At 60.1% G+C, this 25,107-nt stretch carries 19 protein-coding genes; 3 read left to right on the forward strand and 16 right to left on the reverse strand.

Annotated features, from left to right (window positions below):
* Nucleotides 1–71: 71 nt before the first annotated feature.
* Nucleotides 72–365 carry a BolA family transcriptional regulator gene (locus tag HBO41_RS00420; RefSeq protein WP_099548936.1) on the reverse strand — a complete coding sequence of 98 codons (294 nt, stop codon included), beginning with the start codon at nucleotides 363–365 and terminating at the stop codon, nucleotides 72–74.
* Between the two features lie 6 nt (nucleotides 366–371).
* Nucleotides 372–890: a DUF2059 domain-containing protein gene (locus HBO41_RS00425; protein ID WP_017137798.1), complete on the reverse strand. Its 519-nt coding sequence runs from the start codon at nucleotides 888–890 to the stop codon at nucleotides 372–374.
* 320 nt (nucleotides 891–1,210) lie between these two features.
* Here HBO41_RS00425 and HBO41_RS00430 point away from each other — a divergent pair, with 320 nt between their 5' ends.
* Nucleotides 1,211–2,599 carry a class II fumarate hydratase gene (locus HBO41_RS00430; RefSeq protein WP_017137799.1) on the forward strand — a complete coding sequence of 463 codons (1,389 nt, stop codon included), beginning with the start codon at nucleotides 1,211–1,213 and terminating at the stop codon, nucleotides 2,597–2,599.
* 108 nt (nucleotides 2,600–2,707) lie between these two features.
* Here the strand turns inward: HBO41_RS00430 and HBO41_RS00435 are convergent, their stop codons facing one another.
* The 14 genes from HBO41_RS00435 to HBO41_RS00500 form a co-directional block, all read right to left on the reverse strand.
* Complete coding sequence (locus HBO41_RS00435; RefSeq protein WP_169984776.1) at nucleotides 2,708–3,664, reverse strand: DMT family transporter; 957 nt, start codon at nucleotides 3,662–3,664, stop codon at nucleotides 2,708–2,710.
* Nucleotides 3,665–3,744: 80 nt separating this feature from the next.
* Nucleotides 3,745–4,701, reverse strand: a complete 957-nt coding sequence (locus tag HBO41_RS00440) for a fimbrial protein (RefSeq protein ID WP_017137801.1) — start codon at nucleotides 4,699–4,701, stop codon at nucleotides 3,745–3,747.
* Nucleotides 4,702–4,817: 116 nt separating this feature from the next.
* Nucleotides 4,818–5,789, reverse strand: coding sequence for a fimbrial protein (locus HBO41_RS00445; protein WP_169984778.1), 972 nt, complete (start codon nucleotides 5,787–5,789; stop codon nucleotides 4,818–4,820).
* A gap of 80 nt (nucleotides 5,790–5,869) precedes the next feature.
* Nucleotides 5,870–6,406 (reverse strand): fimbrial protein, encoded by a 537-nt coding sequence (locus HBO41_RS00450; RefSeq protein WP_099548934.1) that lies wholly within the window; start codon nucleotides 6,404–6,406, stop codon nucleotides 5,870–5,872.
* A gap of 11 nt (nucleotides 6,407–6,417) precedes the next feature.
* The gene (locus tag HBO41_RS00455) at nucleotides 6,418–6,897 is read right to left on the reverse strand and encodes a fimbrial protein (RefSeq protein WP_099548933.1); all 480 of its coding nucleotides are present in this window, start codon (nucleotides 6,895–6,897) and stop codon (nucleotides 6,418–6,420) included.
* A 13-nt stretch (nucleotides 6,898–6,910) separates the two neighbouring features.
* Nucleotides 6,911–7,405: a fimbrial protein gene (locus HBO41_RS00460; RefSeq protein ID WP_017137805.1), complete on the reverse strand. Its 495-nt coding sequence runs from the start codon at nucleotides 7,403–7,405 to the stop codon at nucleotides 6,911–6,913.
* Between the two features lie 10 nt (nucleotides 7,406–7,415).
* Nucleotides 7,416–8,000, reverse strand: a complete 585-nt coding sequence (locus HBO41_RS00465) for a fimbrial protein (protein WP_026013763.1) — start codon at nucleotides 7,998–8,000, stop codon at nucleotides 7,416–7,418.
* Nucleotides 8,001–8,021: 21 nt separating this feature from the next.
* Nucleotides 8,022–8,780, reverse strand: a complete 759-nt coding sequence (locus HBO41_RS00470; protein ID WP_099548932.1) for a fimbria/pilus periplasmic chaperone — start codon at nucleotides 8,778–8,780, stop codon at nucleotides 8,022–8,024.
* Nucleotides 8,777–11,380 (reverse strand): outer membrane usher protein, encoded by a 2,604-nt coding sequence (locus tag HBO41_RS00475; RefSeq protein WP_169984780.1) that lies wholly within the window; start codon nucleotides 11,378–11,380, stop codon nucleotides 8,777–8,779. Before HBO41_RS00475 ends, HBO41_RS00470 begins: the two co-directional genes overlap by 4 nt.
* Nucleotides 11,381–11,400: 20 nt before the next feature.
* A complete protein-coding gene (locus HBO41_RS00480) occupies nucleotides 11,401–11,961 on the reverse strand; it encodes a fimbrial protein (RefSeq protein ID WP_017137809.1) in 561 nt (186 codons plus the stop codon).
* Between the two features lie 52 nt (nucleotides 11,962–12,013).
* Nucleotides 12,014–12,535: a fimbrial protein gene (locus HBO41_RS00485; RefSeq protein ID WP_099548931.1), complete on the reverse strand. Its 522-nt coding sequence runs from the start codon at nucleotides 12,533–12,535 to the stop codon at nucleotides 12,014–12,016.
* Between the two features lie 492 nt (nucleotides 12,536–13,027).
* Nucleotides 13,028–14,212: a thiolase family protein gene (locus HBO41_RS00490; RefSeq protein WP_169984782.1), complete on the reverse strand. Its 1,185-nt coding sequence runs from the start codon at nucleotides 14,210–14,212 to the stop codon at nucleotides 13,028–13,030.
* Between the two features lie 297 nt (nucleotides 14,213–14,509).
* Entirely contained in the window at nucleotides 14,510–16,024 is a 1,515-nt protein-coding gene (pap, locus tag HBO41_RS00495; protein ID WP_099548929.1) for a polyphosphate:AMP phosphotransferase, read from the reverse strand.
* Nucleotides 16,025–16,126: 102 nt separating this feature from the next.
* Nucleotides 16,127–20,971: an NEL-type E3 ubiquitin ligase domain-containing protein gene (locus tag HBO41_RS00500; RefSeq protein WP_169984783.1), complete on the reverse strand. Its 4,845-nt coding sequence runs from the start codon at nucleotides 20,969–20,971 to the stop codon at nucleotides 16,127–16,129.
* Nucleotides 20,972–21,181: 210 nt separating this feature from the next.
* On the opposite strand from HBO41_RS00500, the gene mnmC reads away from it, so the two are divergent.
* Both mnmC and HBO41_RS00510 read left to right on the forward strand, forming a co-directional pair.
* Complete coding sequence (gene mnmC / locus HBO41_RS00505; protein WP_099548927.1) at nucleotides 21,182–23,170, forward strand: bifunctional tRNA (5-methylaminomethyl-2-thiouridine)(34)-methyltransferase MnmD/FAD-dependent 5-carboxymethylaminomethyl-2-thiouridine(34) oxidoreductase MnmC; 1,989 nt, start codon at nucleotides 21,182–21,184, stop codon at nucleotides 23,168–23,170.
* A gap of 164 nt (nucleotides 23,171–23,334) precedes the next feature.
* Entirely contained in the window at nucleotides 23,335–25,107 is a 1,773-nt protein-coding gene (locus HBO41_RS00510) for an N-acetylglutaminylglutamine amidotransferase (protein ID WP_169984785.1), read from the forward strand.

Below are 25,107 nucleotides of genomic sequence, written 5' to 3' on the forward strand. Positions count from 1 at the left end.
GGGCATCTGGGCTGCTGCGCAGCCCAACGGGAGCAAGCTCCCTCACCACATAACGCCCATGCGCCACAGTGTCAGTGCCCGCCGGCGCAGGTCGGCGAGGCCGGGGCTGCGTCGATTTTCGCCCATTCGTCAGGCGTGTAGGTATGCAGCGCCAACGCATGGAATTCGCTCATCAGGTCAGCCAGGGTGGCATAGACCTTCTGATGGCGCTTTACCCGGTTGAGCCCCTCGAACTGCTGGCTGACCAGCACGGCCTTGAAGTGGGTCTGCAACCCACGGCTGTGCATATGGCTTTCATCCAGCACGCTCAAGTATTCCGGGCTCAGGGCGACGAGTGCCGATTCGATACGCTGTTGCATGGTCATTCCTGTTTACTTCTTCTTGGCCGGGGCCGGGGCTTTTGGCGTCAGCTCGTTGGTCATGTCTTCGAGCAGCTTGTTCACCACAGGTACCGCGCTTTCCAGCTTGGCCTGGGTCATCTGGGCCGATTGCTGGGTCAGTTGCGGCATTTTTTCCAGGACTTTCTTGCCCAGCGGCGACTGGTAGAAGGCTACCAGGTCCTTGAGCTCGGATTCGCTGAAGTTGGTGGTGTAGAGCTTGACCATGTCCGGCTTCAGCTTCGGCCAGCCGATGGCCTGGTCCAGCGCAGCATTGGCCTTGGCCTGGTAGCTGTCGAGTACGGACTGCTTGGCGGCAGGTGCCTTGGTCTGGGCGAAACGCTGGGCAAACATTTGCTGCACTTGCATGTACACCGGGGTACCCAGCTTGTCAGCGTGGGCCAGGGTCAGGAAGGCTTCGGCACTGGCGTTATGGCTGGCGGTATCGGCAAAAACCTGGCCGCTGGCGCAAACCAGAGCAACCGCGGTACAGATGGCACGAAGACGAGTCATCGAGTTTCCTTTCTAGCAGGCGAGGTAAGACCCCAAGGGCGACCATTCTGCGCCTAAAAAACCTTGCGGCTCAACCCCAGGCCTTGTTCAGCCTGGTTTTGCGGGGGCACGGGGCTGGGATCTGCCTTTCTATGCGAGCCGGCTTGTCGAATCGTCGCACCGCTGCGATGCAAGCACCGCGGTTTATCAGTGACAACCCGTTGACGCCATCACAGGCGGCCTGAACCGCATGGGAATACCCTCGATGAAAAGTCTTTTATGGAACCCCACCAACGGATCACAGCCTAAACTGCGCAAACGAACCTGAAGGAGTGTGCCCGATGAGCCGTATCGAAACCGACAGCCTGGGAGACGTCCAAGTCCCGGATGACGCTTACTGGGGCGCCCAGACCCAACGCTCGCTGGTGAACTTCGCCATCGGCGAGCAACGCATGCCGCTGGCGGTGTTGCACGCGCTGGCCCTGATCAAGAAAGCCGCAGCACGGGTCAACGACCGCAACGGCGACTTGCCCGCCGACATCGCCCGCCTGATCGAACAGGCCGCCGATGAAGTGCTCGATGGCCAGCACGACGACCAGTTCCCGCTGGTGGTATGGCAGACCGGCAGCGGCACCCAAAGCAATATGAACGCCAATGAAGTGATCGCCGGCCGCGCCAACGAGCTGTCGGGCAAGGCCCGTGGCGGCAAAAGCCCGGTGCATCCCAATGACCATGTGAACCGCTCGCAAAGCTCCAACGACTGCTTTCCCACGGCCATGAGCATTGCGGCGGTGCAGGCGGTTCATCAACGCCTGTTCCCGGCGATCGCCACGCTTTCTGGCGGTTTGGCCGAGCTGGCTGCACGCCATATGAAACTGGTGAAAACCGGCCGCACCCATATGATGGATGCCACGCCGATCACCTTCGGCCAGGAAGTCTCGGCCTTTATCGCCCAACTCGACTACGCCGAGCGCGCCATCCGTAGCGCCCTGCCCGCTGTGTGCGAGCTGGCCCAGGGCGGCACCGCCGTGGGCACCGGGCTCAATTCGCCGCATGGCTTTGGTGAGGCGATCGCCTCCGAGCTGGCGGCCTTGTCCGGCTTGCCGTTCGTTACCGCCCCCAACAAGTTCGCCGCCCTCTCCGGCCATGAACCGCTGGTCACCCTGCACGGCGCACTGAAGACCCTGGCGGTGGCGCTGATGAAGCTCGCCAACGACCTGCGCCTGCTGGGTTCCGGCCCACGCGCAGGCCTGGCCGAGGTCAAGCTGCCAGCCAATGAGCCGGGCAGCTCGATCATGCCCGGCAAGGTCAACCCCACCCAGTGCGAAGCGCTGTCGATGCTGGCCTGCCAAGTGCTGGGCAATGACGTGACCATCGGCATCGCCGCCAGTCAAGGGCACTTGCAGCTGAACGTGTACAAGCCGGTGATCATCCACAACCTGCTCGAATCGATCCGCCTGCTGGCCGACGGCTGCAACAACTTCCAGGAGCACTGCATCGCAGGCCTTGAGCCGGATGCCGAGCAAATGGCCGAGCACCTGGAGCGCGGCTTGATGCTGGTCACGGCGCTCAACCCGCATATCGGCTACGACAAGTCGGCGCAGATTGCCAAGAAGGCGTACGCCGAAGGCTTGACGCTACGCCAGGCGGCGCTGGACCTGGGTTATCTGACTGATGAAGAGTTCGATCAGTGGGTGCGCCCGGAGAACATGCTGGAAGCCGGCCACTGAGAGAACTGGCGACTCGGTGAGTCAGTTAAAGCTGGCTGGGGCTGCTGTGCAGCCCAACGCAGGGCAAGCCTGCTCGCCACAGTGAGAGTGTTCGTCCTTAATAAGGTATTAAGATGCCATACGCACCCGCCGGGCCTTGAGCCCGGCGAGCAGCGACGGCGCCAGTGCTACCGTCGCTGAACCCAGCATCACCACCAATGCCCCTATATAGCCCACGGCATTGATCTCTTCTGCCTGCACATAGTCCGGCCACAGCCACGCCGCCACCGCCACCGCCACAAAGGTCACCAACGGCGTCAGCGCCAGAGTCGCACTGACGCGCGAGGCCTCCCAATGCGCCAGTGCTTCGGCAAACGCACCATAGGCCACCAGTGTGTTCATGCAGCACGCAAGCAGCAACCAGCCTTGCAGCGGACTCAATTGCAACGCCTCCAGCGGATGTGCCCATGGCGTGAGCAACAGGGCGCACGACAAGTAGATCACCATCATCACCTGCAGCGAATTCCACACCGTCAGCAATTGCTTCTGGCCCAGGGCATAGAACACCCAGATGGTGGTAGCCAGCAGGATCGTCAACACGCCCGCCGTGTAGGTGCCCATGGAGGTCAGCAGCTCAGCCAGGCGCTGGTTGAAGAACAGACCAAAGCCCAAGATCAGCACCACCAGCCCCATGCCCTGCCCCAGGCTGAAACGCTCCTTGAACACGAACACACTGGCGATCATCAAAAAAATCGGCCCCATCTGCACCACCAATTGCGCGGTGCCGGGGCTGAGCATTTTCAGGCCCACCAGGTACAACACGTAGTTGCCCACCAAACCACACACGGCCATCGCCACCAGCCAGCCGCCCCTGGGACCAAGCACCTTGCGACTGGGCAAGCGTTTGCTCAGCGCCAGGTAGATAAACAGGCAACTGCCGGCCACCACCAGGCGAAACCAGGTGACGGTGATCGGGTCCATCACCTGCAACACTTGCTTGAGTTTGATCGGCAGAATGCCCCAGAGAAACGCAGTCAGCAGGGTCAGGCCAAAACCATAGACCCAGCGACCGGAAGAGATGTGCATGAGCGCCCCAAAATGCCAGAGGTGGAGGAGCTGGCATTCTAGGGCGAGGCGTTGTGCTTTGGGTATCGATCATTTGGGGGTCAGGGCACCCCCATCACCAACACACCACTGCCGCTGATGGCGCCAGGCGTCGGCAGTGAACCATTGCGCCGCACCAGCGAAAACGTCACATCATCGCCGCCCACACTGTTGGTGATGCGGGTGAGGAATGAGCCGTTGACAGACACTGCAGCACCGCCGCGCAACAACGCCGTGCCCACATCGGGATTGCTCATGATCAGCAGGCGCGGGTCGAACGCGGAACGGGTGCCTTTGTAGGTAATGGTGATCGGTGTGTTGATCCCACCGTCGGGGCACGAGTAGGTCAGCCTGCGGTTACTGACGACGGAGGATGTCAACGGGTCGGAACCTATGGCGCGTTGGTGGACGTCGCCGAAGTTGATCTCGATCGGGTTGTTATTGTTGATGGTGCAGGTGGAGGGCGAGACGGTGAAGTTGTTGGCCGCCGTGTAGGTCACCGTGAGCTGTGGCCGGGTGCCGTCGTAATTGTTCGAGCTGGTCAGGCGCAACAGGCCGAGGTTGTCACCGATACGAACATCGAACGGGTTGGACGGATAATTACGCAGCAAAATGTAGGGGGTGACATTGATCGGGTAAAACACTCCGTTGTTGGGGATGTTCGCAATCCCTATGCCGGACGGCACCGGCGTGTTTCGAAAAGCGCCGTTGATGCGTAAACCGGTGCCTTCGCCGGCAAATTTTGGTCCGGGAGTCCAGGCCGTACCTGCGGCGCTTCCACTGACCCAAAAGTCCGTATGCCAAGCGGGGCCTCCGCTATAGGTAAACCGACACTCCAGCCTTGCACCTTCGAGCATGAGCCTCGTGCGATCTGCAGCCAGGGTGACCGTCACCGGCACCTGCAGGTTGGGGTTGCCATTCTGCCAAGCCCCGCCGTTAACACGGCAATCGACGGCGTGCGCGGTTGTGGTAAAACCCGCCAGGGCGAGAAGCGCCAGCGCGCCATAAAGTGATTTCATTTTGACTTCTCGTGATTTTTCTACCCAGGCGCCGTCCGAGGAATATTCAGCCCCCTGTTCGCGCCGCCCGTTAGAGTGTTGGGGTTAGTAGGGTTGGCTGCCGGCGAGCTTGGGCCTTATGGCACACCCATTACGAGCACACCACTGCCGCTTATGGCGCCTGCGGTCGGCAAGGAGCCATTGCGCCGCACCAGCGAAAAGGTCACATCGTCTGCTCCCACACTGTTAGTGATACGGGTCAGGAACGAGCCGTTCACCGGCACCGCAGTACCGGCATGCACCATGGCCGTGCCCACATCCGGGTTACTCATCATCAACAGCCGTGCATCGAAGGCCGAGCGGGTGCCTTTGTAGGTGATGGTGATGGGCGTGGTAATGCCGCCGTCCGGGCATGAGTAAGTGAGCCTGCGGTTGCTGACGACGGAAGAGGTCAACGGGTCGGTGCCGATTGCCCGCTGATGGACGGTACCGAAGTTGATCTCGATCGGATTGTTATTGTTGATGGTGCAGGTGGATGGGGAGATGGAGAAGTTGTTGGCGGCCGTGTACGTGAGCGCGAGCGTTGAGCTGCCGGAGTTATAGTTATTTGTCTGGTCCAGGTTTAACCTTCCGAGGACGTCTCCTAATCGAACGTCGATAGGATTGGTCGGATTGTTACGCACCAAAATATAAGGTGTGACATCGACCGGCACGCCGATGCCGTTGTTAGGCATGGTCGTCGTTCGGATACCATTCGGGACCGGGGTATTTTGATAGCTGCCGTTGATGCGTAAGCCGGTGCCTTGGCTGGTGAACTTCGGGCCTGGCACCCAGGCCGGCCCCACTCTTGCGGACGTAGCCCAGTAGTCCGTATACCAAGGCTGGCTACCGCCAAAACCCGAGAACCGGCACTCTAACCTTGCCCCTTCGAGCATGATACGAGTTCTGTCTGCGCTCAGTTGAACTGTGACGGGAACTTGCAGGTTTAAAGTCCCACCCGCACCTACAAATATCCAAGCCCCGCCGTTCACACGACAATCAGTTGCACTCGCAGCCGTAGTCATTCCCATCAGTACAAGAAGCACAATGGCTCCATAGCGCTGTTTCATTTTTTAATCTCTCGCGGCTTTTATCTACCCGAATGTCGCCCGCCGGGCACTCGGCTCACGTCGTGAAGAGGACGTAGCCGCTACGGATAGTCCAACGTAAAAGTAGAGGTCACCGTGTACGCACCGTGCCCAATGGTTTGATCTCTTATCGCCGTCGGCTCGCCCTGCACATAGGCCTTGAGTTCGATCACATTGTTACCATCGCTCAGCACCTGCTCATCGCTGACGGCATTCAAGGGCAACGGCTTGTCGCTCAGCGTCTCAATACCAACGCCAATCCCCGAGGCACCACTGCCACCGTCCAGCGCGAGCAAGCCTGGAAGTTCGCCATTTTCGGCACCGCCGAAGGTGATGGTCACGGTGTTGCCAATGGTGGTGTCACACTCTTCCAAGTGCAGTTGGAACCGCTTGCCCACGGTTCGCGTGTTGATATAAAGGTGCTTGCTGGTGACGTCCCAGAGCTCCAGCGTGATGGCCTCATCGCCAGGGCGGATGGTGCAGGCCTCTTCCACCAGGTTGCCCTTGAACATCAGGTTGTCCGCGCCGTGCCCCAGGGGGATCAGGCCGACGGTGAGCAATAACGCCAACCCGCCTTTTTGCACAATTTGGTCTCGCATCGACTCAACTCCTACTGGTATTCGGCCAACAACGTGGCCACCGCCGTAAACCGCGCGGGCGTCAAAATGGTGCCTGGCTGCTGCACGGGCACCACCTCCAATGTCGGCGGTGACGACAGGGTGATGTCCAGTGGCGTATTAAGTGGAAGTGGCAGGTTATTCTGGAAAATCCGAATGCCCAGTGCCGGCACACTGGTCTGTACCGCTGCACCGTCAAATGAGGTGGCTGTGCCGTTGACGCTCAATTTGAGCTCCCACGGCAGCGTGTCGGTGCCACAGTTGATGGCATAACCGACGCCCCGGCGGTATTTCACACCATCGACGCGTTTTACCCCCACATCGCCAAAATCCACCTCAATGGTGTTGCCGCCGTCAATGGTGCAGGGCGGCGGTTCATTCAGCGTGCCGCTGAACGTCAGGTTGGCCGACGCACCACTGCAAAGGCCGATGGAACACAAGGTAAGCAACACGCGTTGCTGCCAAAATGTCATTGAGCATTCCTCGTCATTGGTAATCGACCACCAGGGTTGCCACAGCATCAAATGCCCCGCCGCTCAGCGTGCTGCCCACGCGTTTGACGGGCACCGCCTGTACCGCCGGGAAGTTGGGATAGGTAAAATTCACGGCCGTATTCAACGGCCAGTCAGCGCCATTCACGAACAGCTTGACCCCAAGGTCGGCCTTGCGGGTCGACAGCACGCGGCTGTCAAACCCGGCGCCGGTGCCTTTGAGTTCCAGGGTCAGGGCGTTGCTGAACGGCGAATTACAGGTGACGGTATAGGGCACGTCACGACGGTAATTAACCCCGTCTACCCGTGACGTCTGCAGGTCATTGCCGAACGGCACATCCAGGGTTGCGCCACTGTTAATCACGCAAGGCGGCGGCGCGATGATGACCGCGCGGATGGTCAGGCTGGTGTCGGCCTGCACGCATTGGCTGACAGGCCACAGTAAACCGCCACCGATAAGAATGGCCCACGGGCCGATTGAGTTAGCCATCGCTCTGCCCTTACTCATAGTTGAGCCTGAATTCCACCACGGCCCTGAAAGCCCCACTGCTCAACGGCGCCGAGGTGCGCGTAGGCCGAACATTCCAGGTCTGGGTATTGCGGCCCACGGGCAGAATCAACGGTTCGCCCTTTGAGCCCAGCTGTACATCCCGGCCAAGGGGATCGGTCAATTGCAGGCCCATCCCGGTGATGCCCTGGACTTTGACCAACCGTGGATCATCGGCGTCGGCCGGCGCGACAAACGCCACCGACAACACCGGTTGGTAAGCACTCCATGTCAGGTTGCCCGTGCGTTCGTTGCGCACGCGACCGGCGGTGCGCATGCAGTCGGTAAAACGCAGTTGAAAAGCCTTGGCGGGCGCCTGATCACCAGGCCGTTGCAAATGGCTGGTCGACACCGCGTCCAGGTCCACCGTCTGGTGCAATGAGGTCATATCCAGACTGCAAGGCGACTCATTCATGGCCCCGAGGACATTCAACATTCCACTCATCCCTTCGATATCTTCGTCATCGTCGGCGGCGTGCGCGCCCATCGCCAAGACCCATAACAGGCAGCCCAAGACCTTCACACTTTGCGACTTCATGATGTTCTCCAGCAGCATTACTCATTTCGGCGCTGAGGCCTGCGCGTTGACCTGGCACGTATTGCCATTGCAGGTGAACGCCAGGAGTGGACGGCCGCCGTAATCATTTACATAGGCCAGATAAGGTGACGTACCCAGTGCCTTGGCACTGGGGCCCAGGGTCAGCGCGTCCTTGGGGGGAACCATCACCGGCGCAAAGCCCGGCACGGTTTTGCCGTCTTTGCTGGCACGTGCATCCACCAGGGTCACGTAGTACGGCGTCGGGTTATGGACCCGGTAGTGGTCGCCTTCGCGGGTCAGGGTCAGTTTCTGCTGCCAGGGGTTGGACAGGTCTTGCTGGCTCGGCGCAATCGCATCCGGGCGGTAGAACAACTTGATGCGGGTTTGCAGGGCAATTTGCAGGGTGTTGGATTTATCACTGCGCGGCGGGATTTCGCGCAAATTGAAGTAATAGACCGTCTCGCGGTCCTGCGGCAATGACTTGGCGGCCGGCAGCGCCTGGACTTTCACCTGGCTTTGTTTGCCGGGTTCCAGGCGCTGGACCGGCGGCAGCACGATCAAGGGTGAGTTGATTTTTTTACCGGTTTCATCCTCGATCCAACCCTGGGCCAGGTACGGCAGCTGAGTATTGTTGTTGGTGATGTTCACGCTGGTGGCATCTTTGCCGCCATCGAAAATCACCCGGGTACGATCCAGGCCAACCGCGGCGCTGGCGCCCTGGCTCAAGCCTAGGGCCAGCAGCGCGAACGCTGGGAAGGTGAGGCGCATATCAAGCTTCATGAGGCTGTGTTCTCCGTGTCGGTAAGCTCCCCGGTCAGCGTGGCTGGCTCGGGCAGGGATGGGGCAGCGGCAACTCTCTGGCAGCGCAGCTGCAGGGCGTGCGTCAAGCCATCGACGGGCAGAACGGTGGGGAGCGTGAGGATGCATTGCTCGTTGCCGCCCCAACTGACGACCATCTGCTCGCCGGCCTGCAGGCCGCTGAGGTAGACATTGCCGCCGTCATTCACGATGCCGGTGTCCTGTTGCTTGAGGTTCTTCACCGTGGCGCCAAAGGGCGGCGAACTGCCATCCGGCAGGCGCAGAATCGCCATGGCTTTTTCACCGGCAATCACGCTCAGCGAGCGATAACCAATCGCCCCTTCGGTGAGCGTCAACTGCGTGACCGATTGAGTGGCTTCGACCGTGCTCGGCAAGCGCTCCAGGTCCACGCTGGCTGCCGTACGCTGATAGCTGCTGATATCGGAAATAACCGCTTTGCCGAAGGCATTGCTACGGGTCGGCGAGCCGTAACCGCGCACCGGCACGTCGGGTACACCGCCGGTGTCGAGCATCAGGCGCGTGCCGCCGGTACTGGTGGTACGGTGCAAGGCCGCGCCATATTGCGTGACCGTGCCACCGCCACGCGCCGACACACCCAGGCTGCTGTAGCCGCCCTCTTGCGTGCTGGCGCTGACGTCGATATCGGCCTGGTCGCCCATATGGCTCAAGTAACCGCTGGCGGACGAATCGCTGGCACTGAGCTGATAGCTGTTGCGCTCATCGAGACGATCGCTGTAGCGCGTCGCAAAGTTGTTCCTGCCGGCGGTGCGGCTGGCGTCCATCGACAATGTGCCGGTGCGCCCCAGCGGCAGGCTGACCGTGACGGCCATGCCGTTGTCTTTGTAGTTGTATTCCTGGGTGCGGTACATGTTCAGGGACAGGCTCATGTTCTTGACCGTGCCCACGTTGAAGTAGCGCGACAGCGACAGGTTCCAGCGCTGGGTGTCGGGCCTATCCCAGTAGGTTTGCTTGTTGTAGCTGGCGTAGACGGTGGCGCCCAGGTCACGAAACTGCTTGTTGACCGTGACCGTGTACAGCGCCTTGCTGCCACCAATCGGCTTCCAGCCCTCATTCGGGTCACGGTAATCACCACGCCCGCCGAGTTCACCGTTCAGCCCGTAATACCGGGCATCCAGGTATTCACTCATGCTCAAGAAGTTTTTCTCGGAGAACCGGTAACCGGCGAAGGTCACCTGGCTGTCGTACTGCTCAAAGTTCTTGGAGTATTGAAGGCGGTAGGATTTACCCGAGAGCGTCTCGTTCCACACCTCGGCGTGAGACTGCGTCACATCCAGCGAGACCGCGCCGAACGCCAGCAAGTCGCGCCCCGCCCCCACGGACAACGCCCGATAGTTGTTATCGGTCATGCCGCCGCCAAATAACGACCAGCCATTGCTGATGCCCCAGGAAAACTCCCCGGTGCCGAAAAAGTCGCCGTCACCGCCATGCTGAAGGTTGGACGGGCGCCCGGATGCCAGCTTGTAACGCACTTGCCCCGGGCGGGTAAGGTAAGGAACCCCGGCCGTATCCATCTGGAAGCTGTGGACCGAGCCGTCCTGTTCTTCCACCCGCACATCGAGCTTGCCCGTCACTGCATCCTGCAAGTCTTGAATACGAAAAGGCCCCGCCGCTACCAGGGTTTCGTAAAGCACGCGGCCCTGTTGGCTGATGATGACTTTGGCATTGGTCTTGGCCACCCCGACCACTTCCGGCGCATACCCACGCAGGTTGGGCGGTAACTGGCTTTCATCCGAGTTGAGCGCGGCACCGGTAAAGCGGAAACTGTCGAACAGGTCCGAATACAGGTAGTTCTCGCCCACCACCAAACGTGCCTTCAGCGCAGGAATGGCGCGGTACGCGTAGTAGCGACTCCACTCCAGCTTTTGCGGCCCGGCCGCTTCCTGGCGGCCACGCTCGACGCGCCCCTGCCAATCGGCCCGCAACCGCCAGGCGCCGGCATTGGCGCCAACGGTGCCGTTGCCACTGAGGTTATTGCGGTTACCATCGCCGCGCTGGTAGTTGGACTGCGCCGTCAGACTGTAGTCAACCAACAACCCCGGTACCCCTTCGTCCCACCGCGAGGGCGGGTCCCAGTTGATGGCACTGTATTCGAGGTAGGCCTGGGGCAGATTGATGCTCAGCGTGGACGTGGCCAGGTCGCCACTGACCTCGGTGCCTGGCAAGCTTTGAACATCAAGGCATTCGCCGCCCTTCCACCAGGCAAGTTTGTCGGCATCCGCCGCTTTTAGCCCCAACTGTTCCACCAGGCTGCGAGATAAACACGCCTGACTGCCTTTGGGATCATTATCGGGGTGATAGAACGCCACCGATTGTTCGGCAATTGGCTGGCCGTTGATGTGCACGACCATCGAGTACGTGCCGGGCAAAATAAACCCGCTGCGCGCAAATTGAGACAAGTCAATGTTGGTGCGATCAATCAAGTCAAGAACGTCGGTATTAAACTCGATATCACCGGCACCCAATGCAGTTCCCGCCAGAGACATCAGCCCGCCAAACAGACTCGGGCGCAGCGTGTTTTTGATCTTCGCTGTATTCAACATGAAAGCCTGTCCATCAATGTTCAAAAGTATTCCAACTTGAACCGCACTGCGGCACTGTGGGCGCCCACTACCAGTGGCAATCCATTGCCAACCAGATAAAACCTGTAGTTAAGTGTCATATCGCCCTCCGACAGTGGCGTAGGCGACATTCGCTGCCCGGGAATACTCTCTTCGCCGGCCGCGTCCACAATGTGCAGGGCAACCCCCTGGGAGCCACCGAACACAGCAAAGGAAAGCCCAGCCCGGTCGGTCGGCCCATCAAACGTCACCCGCATGTGCTCCCAGTCAGGCAGGGTTGCCCCTGGGCGCGACGGGTCCGGACGTGTCAGTGAGCAGTTGACCAAACGCAACTGAAACGGGTGATCTTCTCCCCGCGTGTTGCGCAACAGCCTGCCAACTGGCTCCGACGGCATTTCGATGGTTTGATCGATACTGCTCAGCTCCAGCCCGCAGGCTGAGTCCACGACTTCTCCGCCCAACAGGACGACGCCTTCACCCTGCGAAGCGTCCTGGGCCAGAGCGTAAGGGCAGATCAACGTCGTCAATGAAGAGGCGATAGCCAAACGTAGGAATGTTTTCACCTGGATCTCCCGTCAGCGTCCCCCCGCCACACGTGGTGGCGGGGGGAAAAACTTACTGATAAGCCAAGGTAAAGTTGGTTACTGCGCTGAAATCGCCAGGAATGATCGGGTCCGTGGCGGCACCTTGCACATAAGCGCCGAACTCCAGGGTGTTGTTGCCGGTGGAGATGACTTGCGGGGTGGTAGGAACACCCAGCTCAACAGGTGCGCCACCGTGGGTCATCATGATGCCCACGCCGCCAGCGCCGCCGACCGTACCGATCGCACCTGGAACCACGCTCGACGGTGCGCCGGTGAAGGTCGTGGTCACGGTGTTATCGGTCAGGCCGGACAGGTCGCAGCCTTCCAGTTCAATCAGCACGCGGCGCGCTTCAGACTTGCCGCCCGATTCCAGTTGGTGTTTGGCAATCGCCCCCAGGCGAACGGTCTGATCCACAGAGTCAGGCTTGATGGAGCAAGCACCCGAATGCACCGACCCCAGAAACGTGACGGTCCCATCCGCTGCCTGCGCAACAGAGATCGAGCCGGCCAACAGACCGATAGACAACAGCGCAGCTTTCATTTTGGTATTCATCTACAGATTCCCACTTATTAACAAGTGTCATTAAAGAAGCCCGGCCACAGGTCGGTGCAGGGCTGATTAAACGAGCGGTTATAACCCGTGCTGTTAAGCCGATGATTCCTGAGTTTTTCCAACTTGTTGTATTGCAATCCAGGAATCAGCTCAACGCCGGGCAATTCTCCACTTCACACTTGAGCAAGTAAGCCGTCTGTTTCCGCAAACCAAGTAGCCGCAGTACGCCAAAGCGCGCAGGAAAAACATGGCTATTTGCCAAAACTTTAAAACTGGCTGAAGGAAAAGGACTACATGCAGATTAATGAGAACAATTCAAATCAGACCGTCTCTGTAAGATGGGGATTACGCGCATTAAAAAATAACCGTGTTTACGGACTTTGAGCAACTAATCAAACAAGCAGAGAAGTACCTGATTATTACCAAACAGCGAATGCGCAAAGGGGGAGCACGCTCCCCCTTTTGTATGGATAGGTGTGAGCTGTCGATTGACTAACGCACCGCCTCAAACAATCCGGTAGCGCCCATGCCACCGCCCACGCACATGGTGACGATGCCGTAGCGCAGGTTACGTCGCTGCAACTCACGCACCAGGTGCCCGACCTGCCGCGACCCGGTCATGCCGAACGGGTGGCCAATGGAGATCGAGCCACCGTTGACGTTGTATTTGCTATTGTCGATTTCCAGGCGATTGCGAGCATAGAGGCACTGCGAGGCAAACGCTTCGTTAAGCTCCCACAGGTCGATATCCGCCACCTGCAAACCCTTGGCCTTGAGCAATTTGGGTACCGAGAACACCGGGCCGATGCCCATCTCGTCCGGCTCGCAACCGGCCACGGTAAAGCCACGGAAAAACGCCTTGGGTTTGAGTCCCAATTGCAGGGCTTTTTCCAGGCTCATCACCAAGGTCATCGAAGCGCCATCGGACAACTGCGAAGAGTTGCCCGCCGTCACCGAACCGTCTTCGGCAAACACCGGCTTGAGGCCATTGAGGCTGGCCAGTGTGGTGTCCGGGCGGTTGCAGTCGTCACGGTCGACCACGCCATCGAGCACCTGCACCTCGCCGGTGTTTTTGTCTTCGACCCTGTACTTGACGGCCATCGGCACGATTTCATCGTTGAACAAGCCGTCGGCCTGGGCCTGGGCGGTACGTTGCTGGCTTTGCAGGGCGTACAGGTCCTGTTCTTCGCGGCTGACGTTATAGCGGCGCGCGACGATCTCGGCAGTCTGGCCCATGGGGAAGTAGATGCCCGGCACCTGCTCTTTGAGCAGCGGGTTGATCAGGTTATCGGTGTTGACACTTTTCATGGTCAGGCTGATGGACTCGACACCACCGGCAACGATGATATCGCTGCAACCCGAGGCGATCTGGTTGGCCGCAATCGCAATCGCCTGCAAGCCCGAGGAACAGAACCGGTTGAGGGTCATGCCCGCCGTCCCGGTGCCCAGTTGCGAGAGCACCGCCACGTTGCGCCCGATGTTGTAGCCCTGGGCACCTTCGTTGGAGCCGGCGCCGACGATGCAATCCTCGACCGTCGCCGGGTCGACGCCATTACGCGCCAGCAGCGCGTTGACGCAATGGGCCGCCATGTCATCCGGGCGCGTCTGGTTGAACTTGCCACGAAAGGACTTGGCCAGGCCGGTTCGCACGCTGTCGACGATCACTACTTCACGCATGGGCTACCTCGATCTTGTGGTTGGGAGATGGACCGAGCATAGAGGCCGGCCTGCCCAACCGCGACGATCATTCACCTGGCATATACAAAAGCATGACCGCCTGAACGAGGCTTCTGTGGCGAGCAGGCTTGCTCGCGCTGGGCTGCGCAGCGGCCCCAAAACCTGCCAAATGAGGTCTGCCTGAGAGAACGCGCTGCCTGGGTCGGGGGCTGCTGCGCAGCCCAACGCAGGGCAAGCCTGCTCGCCACAGAAGCGTCGCTCACCACGGGAGCCTCACCACAGGAGGTGCCGCCAGCTTTATTTCTTTTTCTTCTTATCGTGCTTGTCGGTCTTGTCGAACGCTTCTTCCAGCGCGCGGTTGATGGTGCGCAGCACCTTGACCCGCGCCCAGCGTTTGTCGTTGGCTTCCACCAGGGTCCAGGGCGACACTTCGGTGCTGGTGCGGTCGACCATGTCACCCACCGCCGCCCGGTAGTCATCCCACTTGTCGCGGTTGCGCCAGTCGTCTTCGGTGATTTTGAAGCGTTTGAAGGGAATTTCCTCACGGGCCTGGAAGCGCTCCAACTGTGTATCTTTGTCGATCGCCAGCCAGAACTTGACCACGATCACGCCCGCATCGCGCAGTTGCTCCTCGAAGTCATTGATCTCGCCATAGGCACGCATCCAGTCCGTCGGGGTGCAGAAGCCTTCGATGCGTTCCACCAATACGCGGCCGTACCACGAGCGGTCGAACACGGTGAACATGCCGCGAGCCGGAATCTTCTGCCAAAAGCGCCATAGATACGGCTGGGCGCGCTCGTCTTCACTCGGCGCGGCAATCGGCACGATATGGTACTGGCGCGGGTCCAGCGCTGCCGCCACGCGGCGGATCGCGCCGCCCTTGCCCGCCGCATCATTGCCTTCAAACACGGTGATCAATGCGTGCTTGCGCATGCGCTTGTCGCGCATCAAGCCAGAGAAGCGCGCCTGCTCGGTAATCAGTTGCTCTTCGTAATCATCTTTTTCCAGGCGCTGGGTCAAATCGAGGCTGTCGAGCAGGCCCTTCTTGTCCACGGAGGCAATCAAAGGCGCCGGGTTCATGCCGCTGGCCTTGCCCTTGGGCAGCTTCAAGGCGTTTTGCAGGCTTTCGAGCAGGATCTTGCCCACCGTGAGGCTGCGGTAATTCGCATCCACGCCTTCGATCACATGCCACGGCGCGTAGTCACGGCTGGTGCGGCGCAGGATGCGCTCGCCGAAATGCACAAACTTGTCGTAGGTTTTGGACTGCTGCCAGTCCAGCGGGCTGATGCGCCAGCTGTGCAGCGGGTCGTCGGCCAGCGCCTTGAGGCGTGCCTTCATCTGTTTCTTGGACAGGTGGAACCAGAACTTAAAGATCAGCGCGCCTTCATCACAGAGCATCTTTTCCAGGCGCTCGGCACCGGCGATGGCCTGGTCCAGGCGCGCGTCCTTGATCTGGCCATGCACGCGGCTTTGCAGCATCTGGCTGTACCAGTTGCCGAAAAAGATGCCCATGCGCCCCTTGGCCGGCAGCTGACGCCAATAGCGCCACGCCGGTGGGCGCGCCAGTTCTTCGTCAGTCTGCTGGTCAAAGGTGCGCACTTCGATCAGCCGTGGGTCCATCCATTCATTGAGCAGCTTGACGGTTTCGCCCTTGCCCGCGCCCTCGATGCCATTGATCAGGATGATCACCGGGAAGCGCTTCTGCTGTTGCAGTTCGTACTGTACTTCCAGCAAGGCTTCACGCAGGGCCGGCACTTCGGCGTCGTACGTGTCTTTATCGATGGCGTGACCGATTTCGGCGGATTCGAACATGGGCAGCTCCATTTCAAGATGGCTCAAGACTAGCGGATTGGGCACCACGCCACTCAAAGAATTCCAAAACAGTTGCCATGGATCAATCGCCGTCCCCTATGGCTAGTTCCCTGGCAGATGGCAAATGCCAAGGTCATGCTGCCTCAACATCTGCTGTGTGAGCCGCTCTACCACTTCGGTAATGGCCTGCCGGCGAGGCGAACGCAGGGCCTCCATTTGCTCAAGGTACTGCGCGTCGGTGAGATTCTGGCTGTTCTCAAAAAGTGCTTGCTGCTGCGTATCAAAGGGCTCTGTCGCCGACTCGAACGCACCGGAAAATTGCTGCTTGAGGTGGGTTTTCCAGAACGCCAGCTGTGAAATAAAACGCAAGAACGTGGGGGACAGCTCTGCCGTGCGCACTTGGGAGTGCGCCACCTCCAGACTGTCGCTGGTCACATTGGCAAATTCTCCATATTGAATGTGCTTGGGCTGCCCCGGTAGCTGCAGGGTTTTGGCCAACCCTACCCGGAATGCCAGGCTGACTTCCAGCGGGTCCACGGACGCGTTTTCGACAGCGTAGGTGGCCGCAATTTTCTCCAGCTCGCTGAGGCGAAACAACCCTCGGCCCAAGTTCAACAGCGCCCCGGAATTGCCTTTTACACGACCGGCCTGCTGCGTTGCCTTCTCGACCTCCTTGAGCACCTCCATCTGACTGAAAATCTGCGCGGCGTCGTCTGCGCAGTTCGCCGGATGAGCCGCCAGTTGAAAGACCTGCTCGCGCAGATCGGTACTGTCGTGGGTCGACTGCAACACGTCCCAGACCCGCCGGGTCAAGTCCTCGTGCACATGACGATTGTCGGCAGTACCGGACAGCTCAGCCAGCAAGTGGAACAACGGCGTCGAGTCCGGGTCATCCCGCAGGTTGGCCCACACGGTAGATTTGTGGGCCTCTCGGGCGGCCACCTCGTCCGGCAACCACAATGCCCTGGCCTTCAGTTCGGTCATGCGTGGCTGATCGTCCTCTACAAACCCCATGCCAATTCCCACTTCGTCACGGTAACGCGTAAGCGCGGTTATCGTGGTACTGGAGAGCGGGTTGCCGCCCAGGTCAATCGACTGGCTGAAACTGCGTGACACCGTAAACAACCACTCAGGCAACACGGTGATCACGTTATCGCGCAGGTCCACTTGCTCCAGGTGAGCCAGGCGCCCAAGCCCTGCGGGTAAGTCGACGATTTTGGTGTCCTGCAACAACAGGGTGTGCAGGTCACGCATCCGGCTGACATCCACCAACTTGTCCAGCGGGTTGTGGCTCAGATCCAGCAGGCGCAACGTATTCAGGTCTGCCAGTTTCAGTCGGGTGTATTCGGTGAGCACAAGACGGTTGCGGGGCATCGACAAACTTTCCAGGTCGAGCATTCGCGAAAATACCTCCGGCAAGCGGGTCAGGCGGTTACGCCCCAGTTTCAAATGCTGCACGCCTTTAAAGCACTTCAGGAAATAGGCGACGTCATCGCCCAGTCGCATGTTCCTGAGTGACAACTGCCGAACATGGTCGAAACGTATGTCGGCTGGCAGCGTCGGCAGTGAGCCAACGCGCATCCCATCCAGGTTCAAACTGGCAACGGACGTCTGATGCTCATCCAGAGCAAAGCTTTGACGCCGCCAACACGCTTCAATGCGCTCAGCCACCTGCTGGCGGCTAGTACGAACGTCACTCAGGCCCGGCTGTGTCTCCATGCCCTGGATATCGGTTTTCCAATGCTTGAGCAGCGCGCGCAAATGACCGAGTTCTGCCTTCAAACGTTTGACCGCCTTGGCCCGGGCCAGATGGTCAGCGCCCAACGTCATCAATAGCGAAGACACTTGAGCCTCACTGAACAATGGGTACAAACGCTTTACCTTACGCACCAGTGCGGCTGGATGAACCAACGGCCCCGTCGGCAAATCGGCCATTTCACAGCTCACCCCCTGCGACGCCGGTTCGCTGACCTGGCTGGAAAAAGCCTCGGCAGCCAGTTCCCGATCGCCTTTCGCTTGCGAGGCACTCATGTATCGCAAACGCCAAATGTTACTGGCGTCCTTCAGCGGCAATCCCAATGCCACTCGCTGGCCATCCATCAGCGTTGCATCGATCGCCTCGAACAGGCCCTCCGGCCCGGCATAAGGTCCACCGAGACTGCGGCCGTTGTCGTTGAACGCTTCAAACCCTGCGTTCGACCTGACTACTACTCGCCGCACACCAGCGTCTTTGAACGCGCCCAAGGCCAACAAGTCGCCTTGAGGCGAGTCCTGGCGCAACTCAAGCCGCAGCTCTGCCCCCCACCCCGCCAAGCGCGGCATTGTCCGAACGGCGATGAGCGCAGTATCCAGGCTGGCCAACTCTGGCTGCTCAAACCCCATCAAGGCGCGGTCCAGGCGTTGTGCCTCAAGAGGACGTTGCACTGACTCGGCCAACGCCATGGGAACCCGTTGATTATCGCGCAGGGACTCACGCTGCACGGTGGTCGTTTCGGCCATCAATTCGCGCATCAGCGTGCAGGGCAATTGCGGGTAGGTGCGCCTGAGCAACGCCCATTCCGGCGGTACGGGCCCATCATAGGTCTGATACAACTGCTCAAACAGCGGCTTGCGATCAGCCTTCAGATGCGCGAGCAACTGACGCGCCAGCACGGTGTGCGCCTGATCGGCGTCTACGCCCTCTCCCAACAAGCCGGTCTTTTGAGCGTCATCCAGCCCGGACAACAGCACTTCAAACACTTTCCCCTCACTGAGCATCGGCTCGGTGATCGTCAAACGCAGGCCTGCATCGTAAGGTTCGCTGGCAGGGTAACGCGCCTTGACACTGCGCTTTGCATCCAGCACCTCAAAATAGCGCCCGGCGGGCCACCCCGGTAACAGGGGCAAGGCATGCATCTGCAAGGTCGAGTTTTCAATGTTGGGGGAAGCACCGCTTTCCAACTGCCAGTTCAAATCGCGAATGGACTGATCGAGCCTGAAACGTTCGTACAGATCGCGAAAGCGTGCGGGAAACGGCAGACACTCCTGGGCCTGATAGACGCCCCAATCATCGGGCAAATCCATAATGGCCTTGATCTGTAGAAGTTTGCGAGGAGGGAGCGAAGAGCCGGGACCTGTCGGTTTCAACCGCGAAAAAAGATACTCCGGGTTCTCCCACTCGTCGGGCTTCTCGAACGCAAAACGCCAGCTACCTTCACCGTTATGCAGCAATTTCGGGCGATAAGCCGTCTGCCGCACCGGGTGGCTGGCCCGCCATTGATCCAGTCTCGCGTCGAACGCGATCCGGTGGATACAGTCATTGACCTTGACGTACGAATGCCCCTCCACCTTGTAGATTCCCGACGCGTCGGCAACCTGCTCGTCGCCAAGGCGCTGATCATGGACGTATTGCGTGGTATCCGGACGCCACAGCCGCTGGTTGCCCACAGCGGGGTTTATCACCTCGAATTTACGGAAAAAACCATTCAGATTAAGGCCGGTACGCTGCATGGCCGAACCGACAACCTTGCTCCCTGCCGCGAACAACACCATCGACGTGATGTTTTGCGCGATCACTGCCAACTGCTGGAACGCCTCATTCTTATCACCACGGCGCCAGTCTTCAATGCCCTCATAGAGTTCGCCGAGCATCTGGCCTACCGCCACGGCTGTCATCAATAACCCCAGCTCCGGGACGACAAACCCTGCGAGGTTGAGCACCGTCAAACCGGCGTCCAGATACGTCTGCAAGCGCTGCTCACGGACGTCCTCATCGACCTCGGCCACCGGCACCGCCAGGGCCCGTGCATCGGCTTGCAGCTTTGCGGCGTAAGTGTCGAAAAAGTGCCGCGCCAGGCTGGCCGTAATGGGGTTGGCGTCCAGCGCCCCCAGGCTCTGGGCTTGATCGAAACGGGTGAAGAACCCAACCCGGTCCCCCTGGCTCAGGTAACGCGTAAAGAAGGCACGGTACGCGGCCAGTGCAAGCTTGCGCTTGAGGTAGACCTGAAAGTCGTCAAGCGAGGCATACTCAAAGAATGGCCGTTCCGGTTCATTGGGCATGTACACCACGCAAGGCGCTTGCGGGTATTGCGCAATCGAGCGAGCGGAAAATACCAGAATGCTCCACAGGCATCCGCCCTGGGTATTGAGCCCTTGCCAAATGACCGGGCGCCCGTCGTACAGCACCCCTTCGGCCTGGGCCTGGGACGGCGTCAATTGGCGGTCCAGCAATGTGCACAACATCGCGTAGGTGCCTTGGGTAATGTCCCCTCGCATCAAGGCAATATGGGCGTCGACTTTTACGTCCAGGATTTTCATCCGGCCGATATCGGTCGCTACATTATTGAGGTAAGGCTTATCACCTGCCGGGTCGCTGTCAAGTTCAAGCACGTCACTGATGTGCTGCTGATACAAGCGGCCAAGATCCAGGGCGCGACACCCCTGCGCAAACTCGAGGGGTGTAATGCCAATGACTTCACGATCAGCAGACCCCGACTGCAACAGCGACCCGACGGGAAAGTGCTGCGCCCGGGCTTCATCCTCTGAGAAATTCTGCATCGCCACATGCAGCAGGCTGTCCTGCACCAACCTCACCGTCTTCACATACTTCAATGGCAAGACCTCTTTCTCGTATTCGTTTACAGCACGAATAAAAAGATCTTTTTTGGGGTCCACAACCCGTTGCCATCGCGTAGAGCAGTATTGCTTGAGCCGCTCACTGCAAAACTCATCCAGCGCCTGCAATGGCTTCAATCGCTCGGCGACGGCTGCCTGGGCATCTGCAACCTGCAGGGCATCTTTAGTCAATGCATCCAGCACGCCGGGCGGCGCGTTGACCATCCAGCCAGGCAGTTGCTTTTGCAGCACCTGAGCTTTGTCCAGATCGCCCGTCATTTCCAGCAAGGCCGCTTGCAGCTGGCTCTGGGTCAATTGGCTCAGTTTATTGTTCAAATCATCCTGGGTGCGCATCAGCAATATCCTTTATTGCCTATCAATCAAGGAATGACGATACCGCAGCAATCTGCCCAGGATTAGCGCTGATTGTTGATGGCTTGGAGGCTGCGCACAGCAGTTTTTTCCATGCAAAATCTATTGGGTTACCACCCGCAATCAGCCCTCTGCCCCGTGATCGGCTAGAATGGCCGCCTTGCCTTTGTCTGCTTTTTTTATGAGTCGCCCATGAACCCCATCACCCACGCCCAGCTCGATTGGGATGACCAAGGTCGACCGCACTCGCGGGTCTTCGATGATGTGTACTTCTCCGACAAGTCGGGCCTTGAAGAAACCCGCTATGTGTTCCTTGAACAGAACCGCTTGCAGGCGCGCTTTGCGGCCCTGCCGGTGGGTGGGCGACTGGTCATTGGCGAGACCGGCTTCGGCACGGGTTTGAATTTTCTCTGCGCCTGGCAACTGTTTGAACAGCACGCCGTGGCCGGTGCGCGACTGCACTTCGTCAGTGTGGAAAAGTACCCTCTGAGCCACACCGACCTGCAACGCGCCCTGGCCCTTTGGCCGGAACTCAGTGCCTTCGCCGAGCAACTGTTGGCTCAGTACATTGCGATCCATCAAGGCTTCCAGCGCCTGGTGCTGGATAACGGCCGGGTGACCCTGACGCTGTTGATCGGCGACGCCCTGGAGCAATTGCCGCAACTGGACGCGCAAATCGACGCATGGTTTCTCGACGGTTTTGCCCCGGCCAAGAACCCCGACATGTGGACCGCTGAGTTGTTCGCCGAACTGGCGCGCCTGGCGGCACCGGGTTCGACCATCAGCACCTTCACCAGCACCGGCTGGGTACGCCGGTTGATCAATGCCGCCGGGTTCAAGATGAAACGCACACCGGGCATCGGCCATAAATGGGAAATACTGCGCGGTGAGTTCCTCGGCTGGCCCGAAGATACGCCACCGCCGGCCACACCCAAACCCTGGTTTGCGCGCCCGGCAGGCATCGAAGGCGAACGCCACGCCATGGTCATCGGCGGCGGCCTGGCCGGTTGCGCCACCGCCGCCAGCCTGGCCGCTCGCGGTTGGCGCGTGAGCTTGCTGGAACGTCACGCCGCCCTGGCCCAGGAAGCATCGGGCAACCCGCAGGGCGTGCTGTACCTCAAGCTGTCGGCCCATGGCACAGCATTGTCGCAGCTGATACTCAGCGGTTTCGGCCACACCCGGCGCCTGCTGGAGCACTTGCAGCGCGGCGTTGACTGGGACGGTTGCGGTGTCCTGCAACTGGCGTTTGACGCCAAGGAAGCCCAACGCCAGGCGCAACTGGCCGAGGCCTTCGCACCGGATCTGTTGCACCTGCTGGGCCGCGATCAGGCTCAACAACAGGCCGGCATACAATTGGCCCAGGGCGGGCTGTTTTTCCCCGAAGGTGGCTGGGTGCATCCACCGGCGCTGTGCCAATGGCAAGCCACGCATCCGCTTATCAAGGTGCTTACCCATCACGAGGCGCTGGAGCTGCACCGCGTCGACGAGCAGTGGCAAGCCCGTGACGGCGATGACGTACTGGCAAGCGCCAACGTGGTAGTGCTGGCCGGTGCAGCCGAAATCAAGCGATTCCCGCATAGTGCGGGCTTGCCGCTCAAGCGCATTCGCGGGCAGATCACACGTTTGGCGCAAACTCCCGCGAGTGCGGCATTGGCCACCGTGGTGTGCGCCGAAGGTTATGTGGCACCGGCGCGCCTTGGCGAACACACATTGGGCGCCAGTTTTGATTTCAACAATGAAGACCTCACCCCCACCCTCGCCGAGCACACGGGCAACCTTGCGATGCTGCGGGAGATTTCCGAAGACCTGCTGCTGCGTCTTGGCGCTGACTCACTAAACGCCGAACACTTGCAAGGCCGCGCCGCCTTTCGTTGCACCAGCCCTGACTACCTGCCAATCGTCGGCCCCTTGGCCGAAAGCGCTGCGTTCCAACAGGCTTATGCCGTACTGGGCAAAGACGCCCGGCAAGTCCCGGATACGCCCTGCCCGTGGTTGCCGGGCCTGTATATCAACAGCGGCCACGGCTCACGCGGGCTGATCACCGCGCCCCTGTGCGGCGAACTGCTGGCCGCCTGGTTGAGCGACGAACCGCTGCCGGTGCCGGCAAGCGTGGCCGAAGCCTGCCACCCGAACCGGTTTGCCTTGCGCGCGCTGGTTCGAGGAAAACCGGCGACACGCTGATCGCGGTGAGGGAAGAAACGACGCCGTCGCGAGCATCGCGGCTATTTGCCTTATAACTTATCGGTCTAAAACTCCACGCATAGCACTGGGTCAGTTTCTGGGTACGCGCCCTGTCGGGCGTATCGAGTATTGCCCTCCCCAACGGAAAAACCGGTAAGGAATTTATGTGTGGACTAGCTGGCGAGTTACGCTTTGATCATCAACCTGCCGACCTGGCAGCCGTAGAGAGAATCACCCATCACCTTGCCCCGCGAGGCCCGGACGCCTGGGGCTTCCATGCCCAAGGGCCGATTGCCCTGGGCCACCGCCGCCTGAAGATCATGGACCTGTCGGACGGCTCCGCCCAACCGATGGTCGACGCCCAGCTGGGGCTGTCTCTGGCGTTCAATGGTGCAATCTATAATTTCCCGGAATTGCGTGAAGAGCTGGAAGCCCTGGGCTACGCCTTCTATTCCGGCGGTGACACCGAAGTGCTGCTCAAGGGCTATCACGCCTGGGGCGAAGCCTTGCTGCCCAAGCTCAATGGCATGTTTGCCTTTGCCATCTGGGAGCGTGACGCGCAGCGCCTGTTTATCGCCCGTGACCGTCTGGGTGTGAAGCCGTTGTACCTGTCGCGCACCGGCCAGCGCCTGCGTTTTGCCTCAGCGCTGCCGGCCCTGCTCAAGGGCGGCGATATCAACCCGATCCTGGATCCGGTCGCACTCAACCACTACCTCAATTTCCACGCCGTGGTGCCTGCACCGCGCACTTTGCTGGCAGGCATCGAAAAGCTGCCGCCGGCAAGCTGGATGCGCATCGACGCCAACGGCACCACCGAGCAGAAAACCTGGTGGACCCTGCCTTACGGCCCGCACGAGGATGAAAAAAACCTCAGCCTCGAAGACTGGACCGACCGCGTGCTCGACAGCACCCGCGAAGCCGTGGCGATCCGCCAACGTGCGGCCGTGGATGTCGGCGTGCTGCTCTCGGGCGGTGTCGATTCGAGCATGCTGGTGGGCCTGCTGCGGGAAGTCGGCGTGCAGGATTTGTCGACCTTCTCCATCGGTTTTGAAGACGCCGGTGGCGAACGTGGCGACGAGTTCCAGTATTCGGATTTGATCGCTAAACACTACGGCACCCGTCACCACCAGTTGCGCATCGCCGAAAGCGAAATCATCGAGCAACTGCCCGCAGCGTTCCGTGCCATGAGCGAGCCGATGGTCAGCCATGACTGCATCGCCTTCTACCTGTTGTCGCGGGAAGTGGCCAAACATTGCAAAGTGGTGCAAAGCGGCCAGGGCGCGGATGAACTGTTCGCCGGTTACCACTGGTACCCGCAGGTGGACGGCGCCAACGACCCGTATGCCGCCTACCGAGACGCATTTTTCGACCGCAGCTACGACGACTATGCCGCCACCGTCGCGCCAAAATGGCTGACCGCCAACGACGCCGCCGGTGACTTCGTGCGCGAACATTTCGCCATGCCCGGCGCGGACGCCGCCGTGGACAAGGCCTTGCGTCTGGACAGCACGGTGATGCTGGTGGACGACCCGGTCAAACGCGTCGACAACATGACCATGGCCTGGGGCCTGGAGGCGCGCACGCCGTTCCTGGACTACCGCCTGGTAGAACTGTCAGCCCGTGTACCAGGCAAATTCAAATTGCCCGATGGCGGCAAGCAGGTGCTCAAAGAAGCCGCGCGCCGAGTCATCCCCAGCGAAGTCATCGACCGCAAGAAAGGCTACTTCCCGGTGCCGGGCCTCAAGCATTTGCAGGGCGATACCTTGAACTGGGTGCGCGATTTGCTGATGGACCCAAGCCAGGATCGCGGCCTGTTCAACCCGGCCATGCTTGACCGCCTGCTGACCGACCCGCAAGGCCAACTGACGCCGCTGCGCGGCTCCAAACTATGGCAGCTGGCGGCGCTGAACCTGTGGCTCAGCGAACAAGGAATCTGA

Source organism: Pseudomonas sp. WS 5146 (genome assembly GCF_012985495.1).
Lineage (GTDB): Bacteria > Pseudomonadota > Gammaproteobacteria > Pseudomonadales > Pseudomonadaceae > Aquipseudomonas > Aquipseudomonas edaphica.

Bases quoted from the DNA above. Each gene is read 5' to 3' on its own strand.
- HBO41_RS00435 (WP_169984776.1), bottom strand. From the start codon at position 3,664: ATGCACATCTCTTCCGGTCGCTGGGTCTATGGTTTTGGCCTGACCCTG.
- HBO41_RS00445 (WP_169984778.1), bottom strand. From the start codon at position 5,789: ATGAAACAGCGCTATGGAGCCATTGTGCTTCTTGTACTGATGGGAATG.
- HBO41_RS00475 (WP_169984780.1), bottom strand. From the start codon at position 11,380: ATGTTGAATACAGCGAAGATCAAAAACACGCTGCGCCCGAGTCTGTTT.
- HBO41_RS00420 (WP_099548936.1), bottom strand. From the start codon at position 365: ATGACCATGCAACAGCGTATCGAATCGGCACTCGTCGCCCTGAGCCCG.
- mnmC (WP_099548927.1), top strand. From the start codon at position 21,182: ATGAACCCCATCACCCACGCCCAGCTCGATTGGGATGACCAAGGTCGA.
- pap (WP_099548929.1), bottom strand. From the start codon at position 16,024: ATGTTCGAATCCGCCGAAATCGGTCACGCCATCGATAAAGACACGTAC.
- HBO41_RS00465 (WP_026013763.1), bottom strand. From the start codon at position 8,000: ATGAAGTCGCAAAGTGTGAAGGTCTTGGGCTGCCTGTTATGGGTCTTG.
- HBO41_RS00430 (WP_017137799.1), top strand. From the start codon at position 1,211: ATGAGCCGTATCGAAACCGACAGCCTGGGAGACGTCCAAGTCCCGGAT.
- HBO41_RS00470 (WP_099548932.1), bottom strand. From the start codon at position 8,780: ATGAAGCTTGATATGCGCCTCACCTTCCCAGCGTTCGCGCTGCTGGCC.
- HBO41_RS00455 (WP_099548933.1), bottom strand. From the start codon at position 6,897: ATGACATTTTGGCAGCAACGCGTGTTGCTTACCTTGTGTTCCATCGGC.
- HBO41_RS00500 (WP_169984783.1), bottom strand. From the start codon at position 20,971: ATGCGCACCCAGGATGATTTGAACAATAAACTGAGCCAATTGACCCAG.
- HBO41_RS00460 (WP_017137805.1), bottom strand. From the start codon at position 7,405: ATGGCTAACTCAATCGGCCCGTGGGCCATTCTTATCGGTGGCGGTTTA.
- HBO41_RS00485 (WP_099548931.1), bottom strand. From the start codon at position 12,535: ATGAATACCAAAATGAAAGCTGCGCTGTTGTCTATCGGTCTGTTGGCC.
- HBO41_RS00490 (WP_169984782.1), bottom strand. From the start codon at position 14,212: ATGCGTGAAGTAGTGATCGTCGACAGCGTGCGAACCGGCCTGGCCAAG.
- HBO41_RS00440 (WP_017137801.1), bottom strand. From the start codon at position 4,701: ATGAAATCACTTTATGGCGCGCTGGCGCTTCTCGCCCTGGCGGGTTTT.
- HBO41_RS00425 (WP_017137798.1), bottom strand. From the start codon at position 890: ATGACTCGTCTTCGTGCCATCTGTACCGCGGTTGCTCTGGTTTGCGCC.
- HBO41_RS00510 (WP_169984785.1), top strand. From the start codon at position 23,335: ATGTGTGGACTAGCTGGCGAGTTACGCTTTGATCATCAACCTGCCGAC.
- HBO41_RS00450 (WP_099548934.1), bottom strand. From the start codon at position 6,406: ATGCGAGACCAAATTGTGCAAAAAGGCGGGTTGGCGTTATTGCTCACC.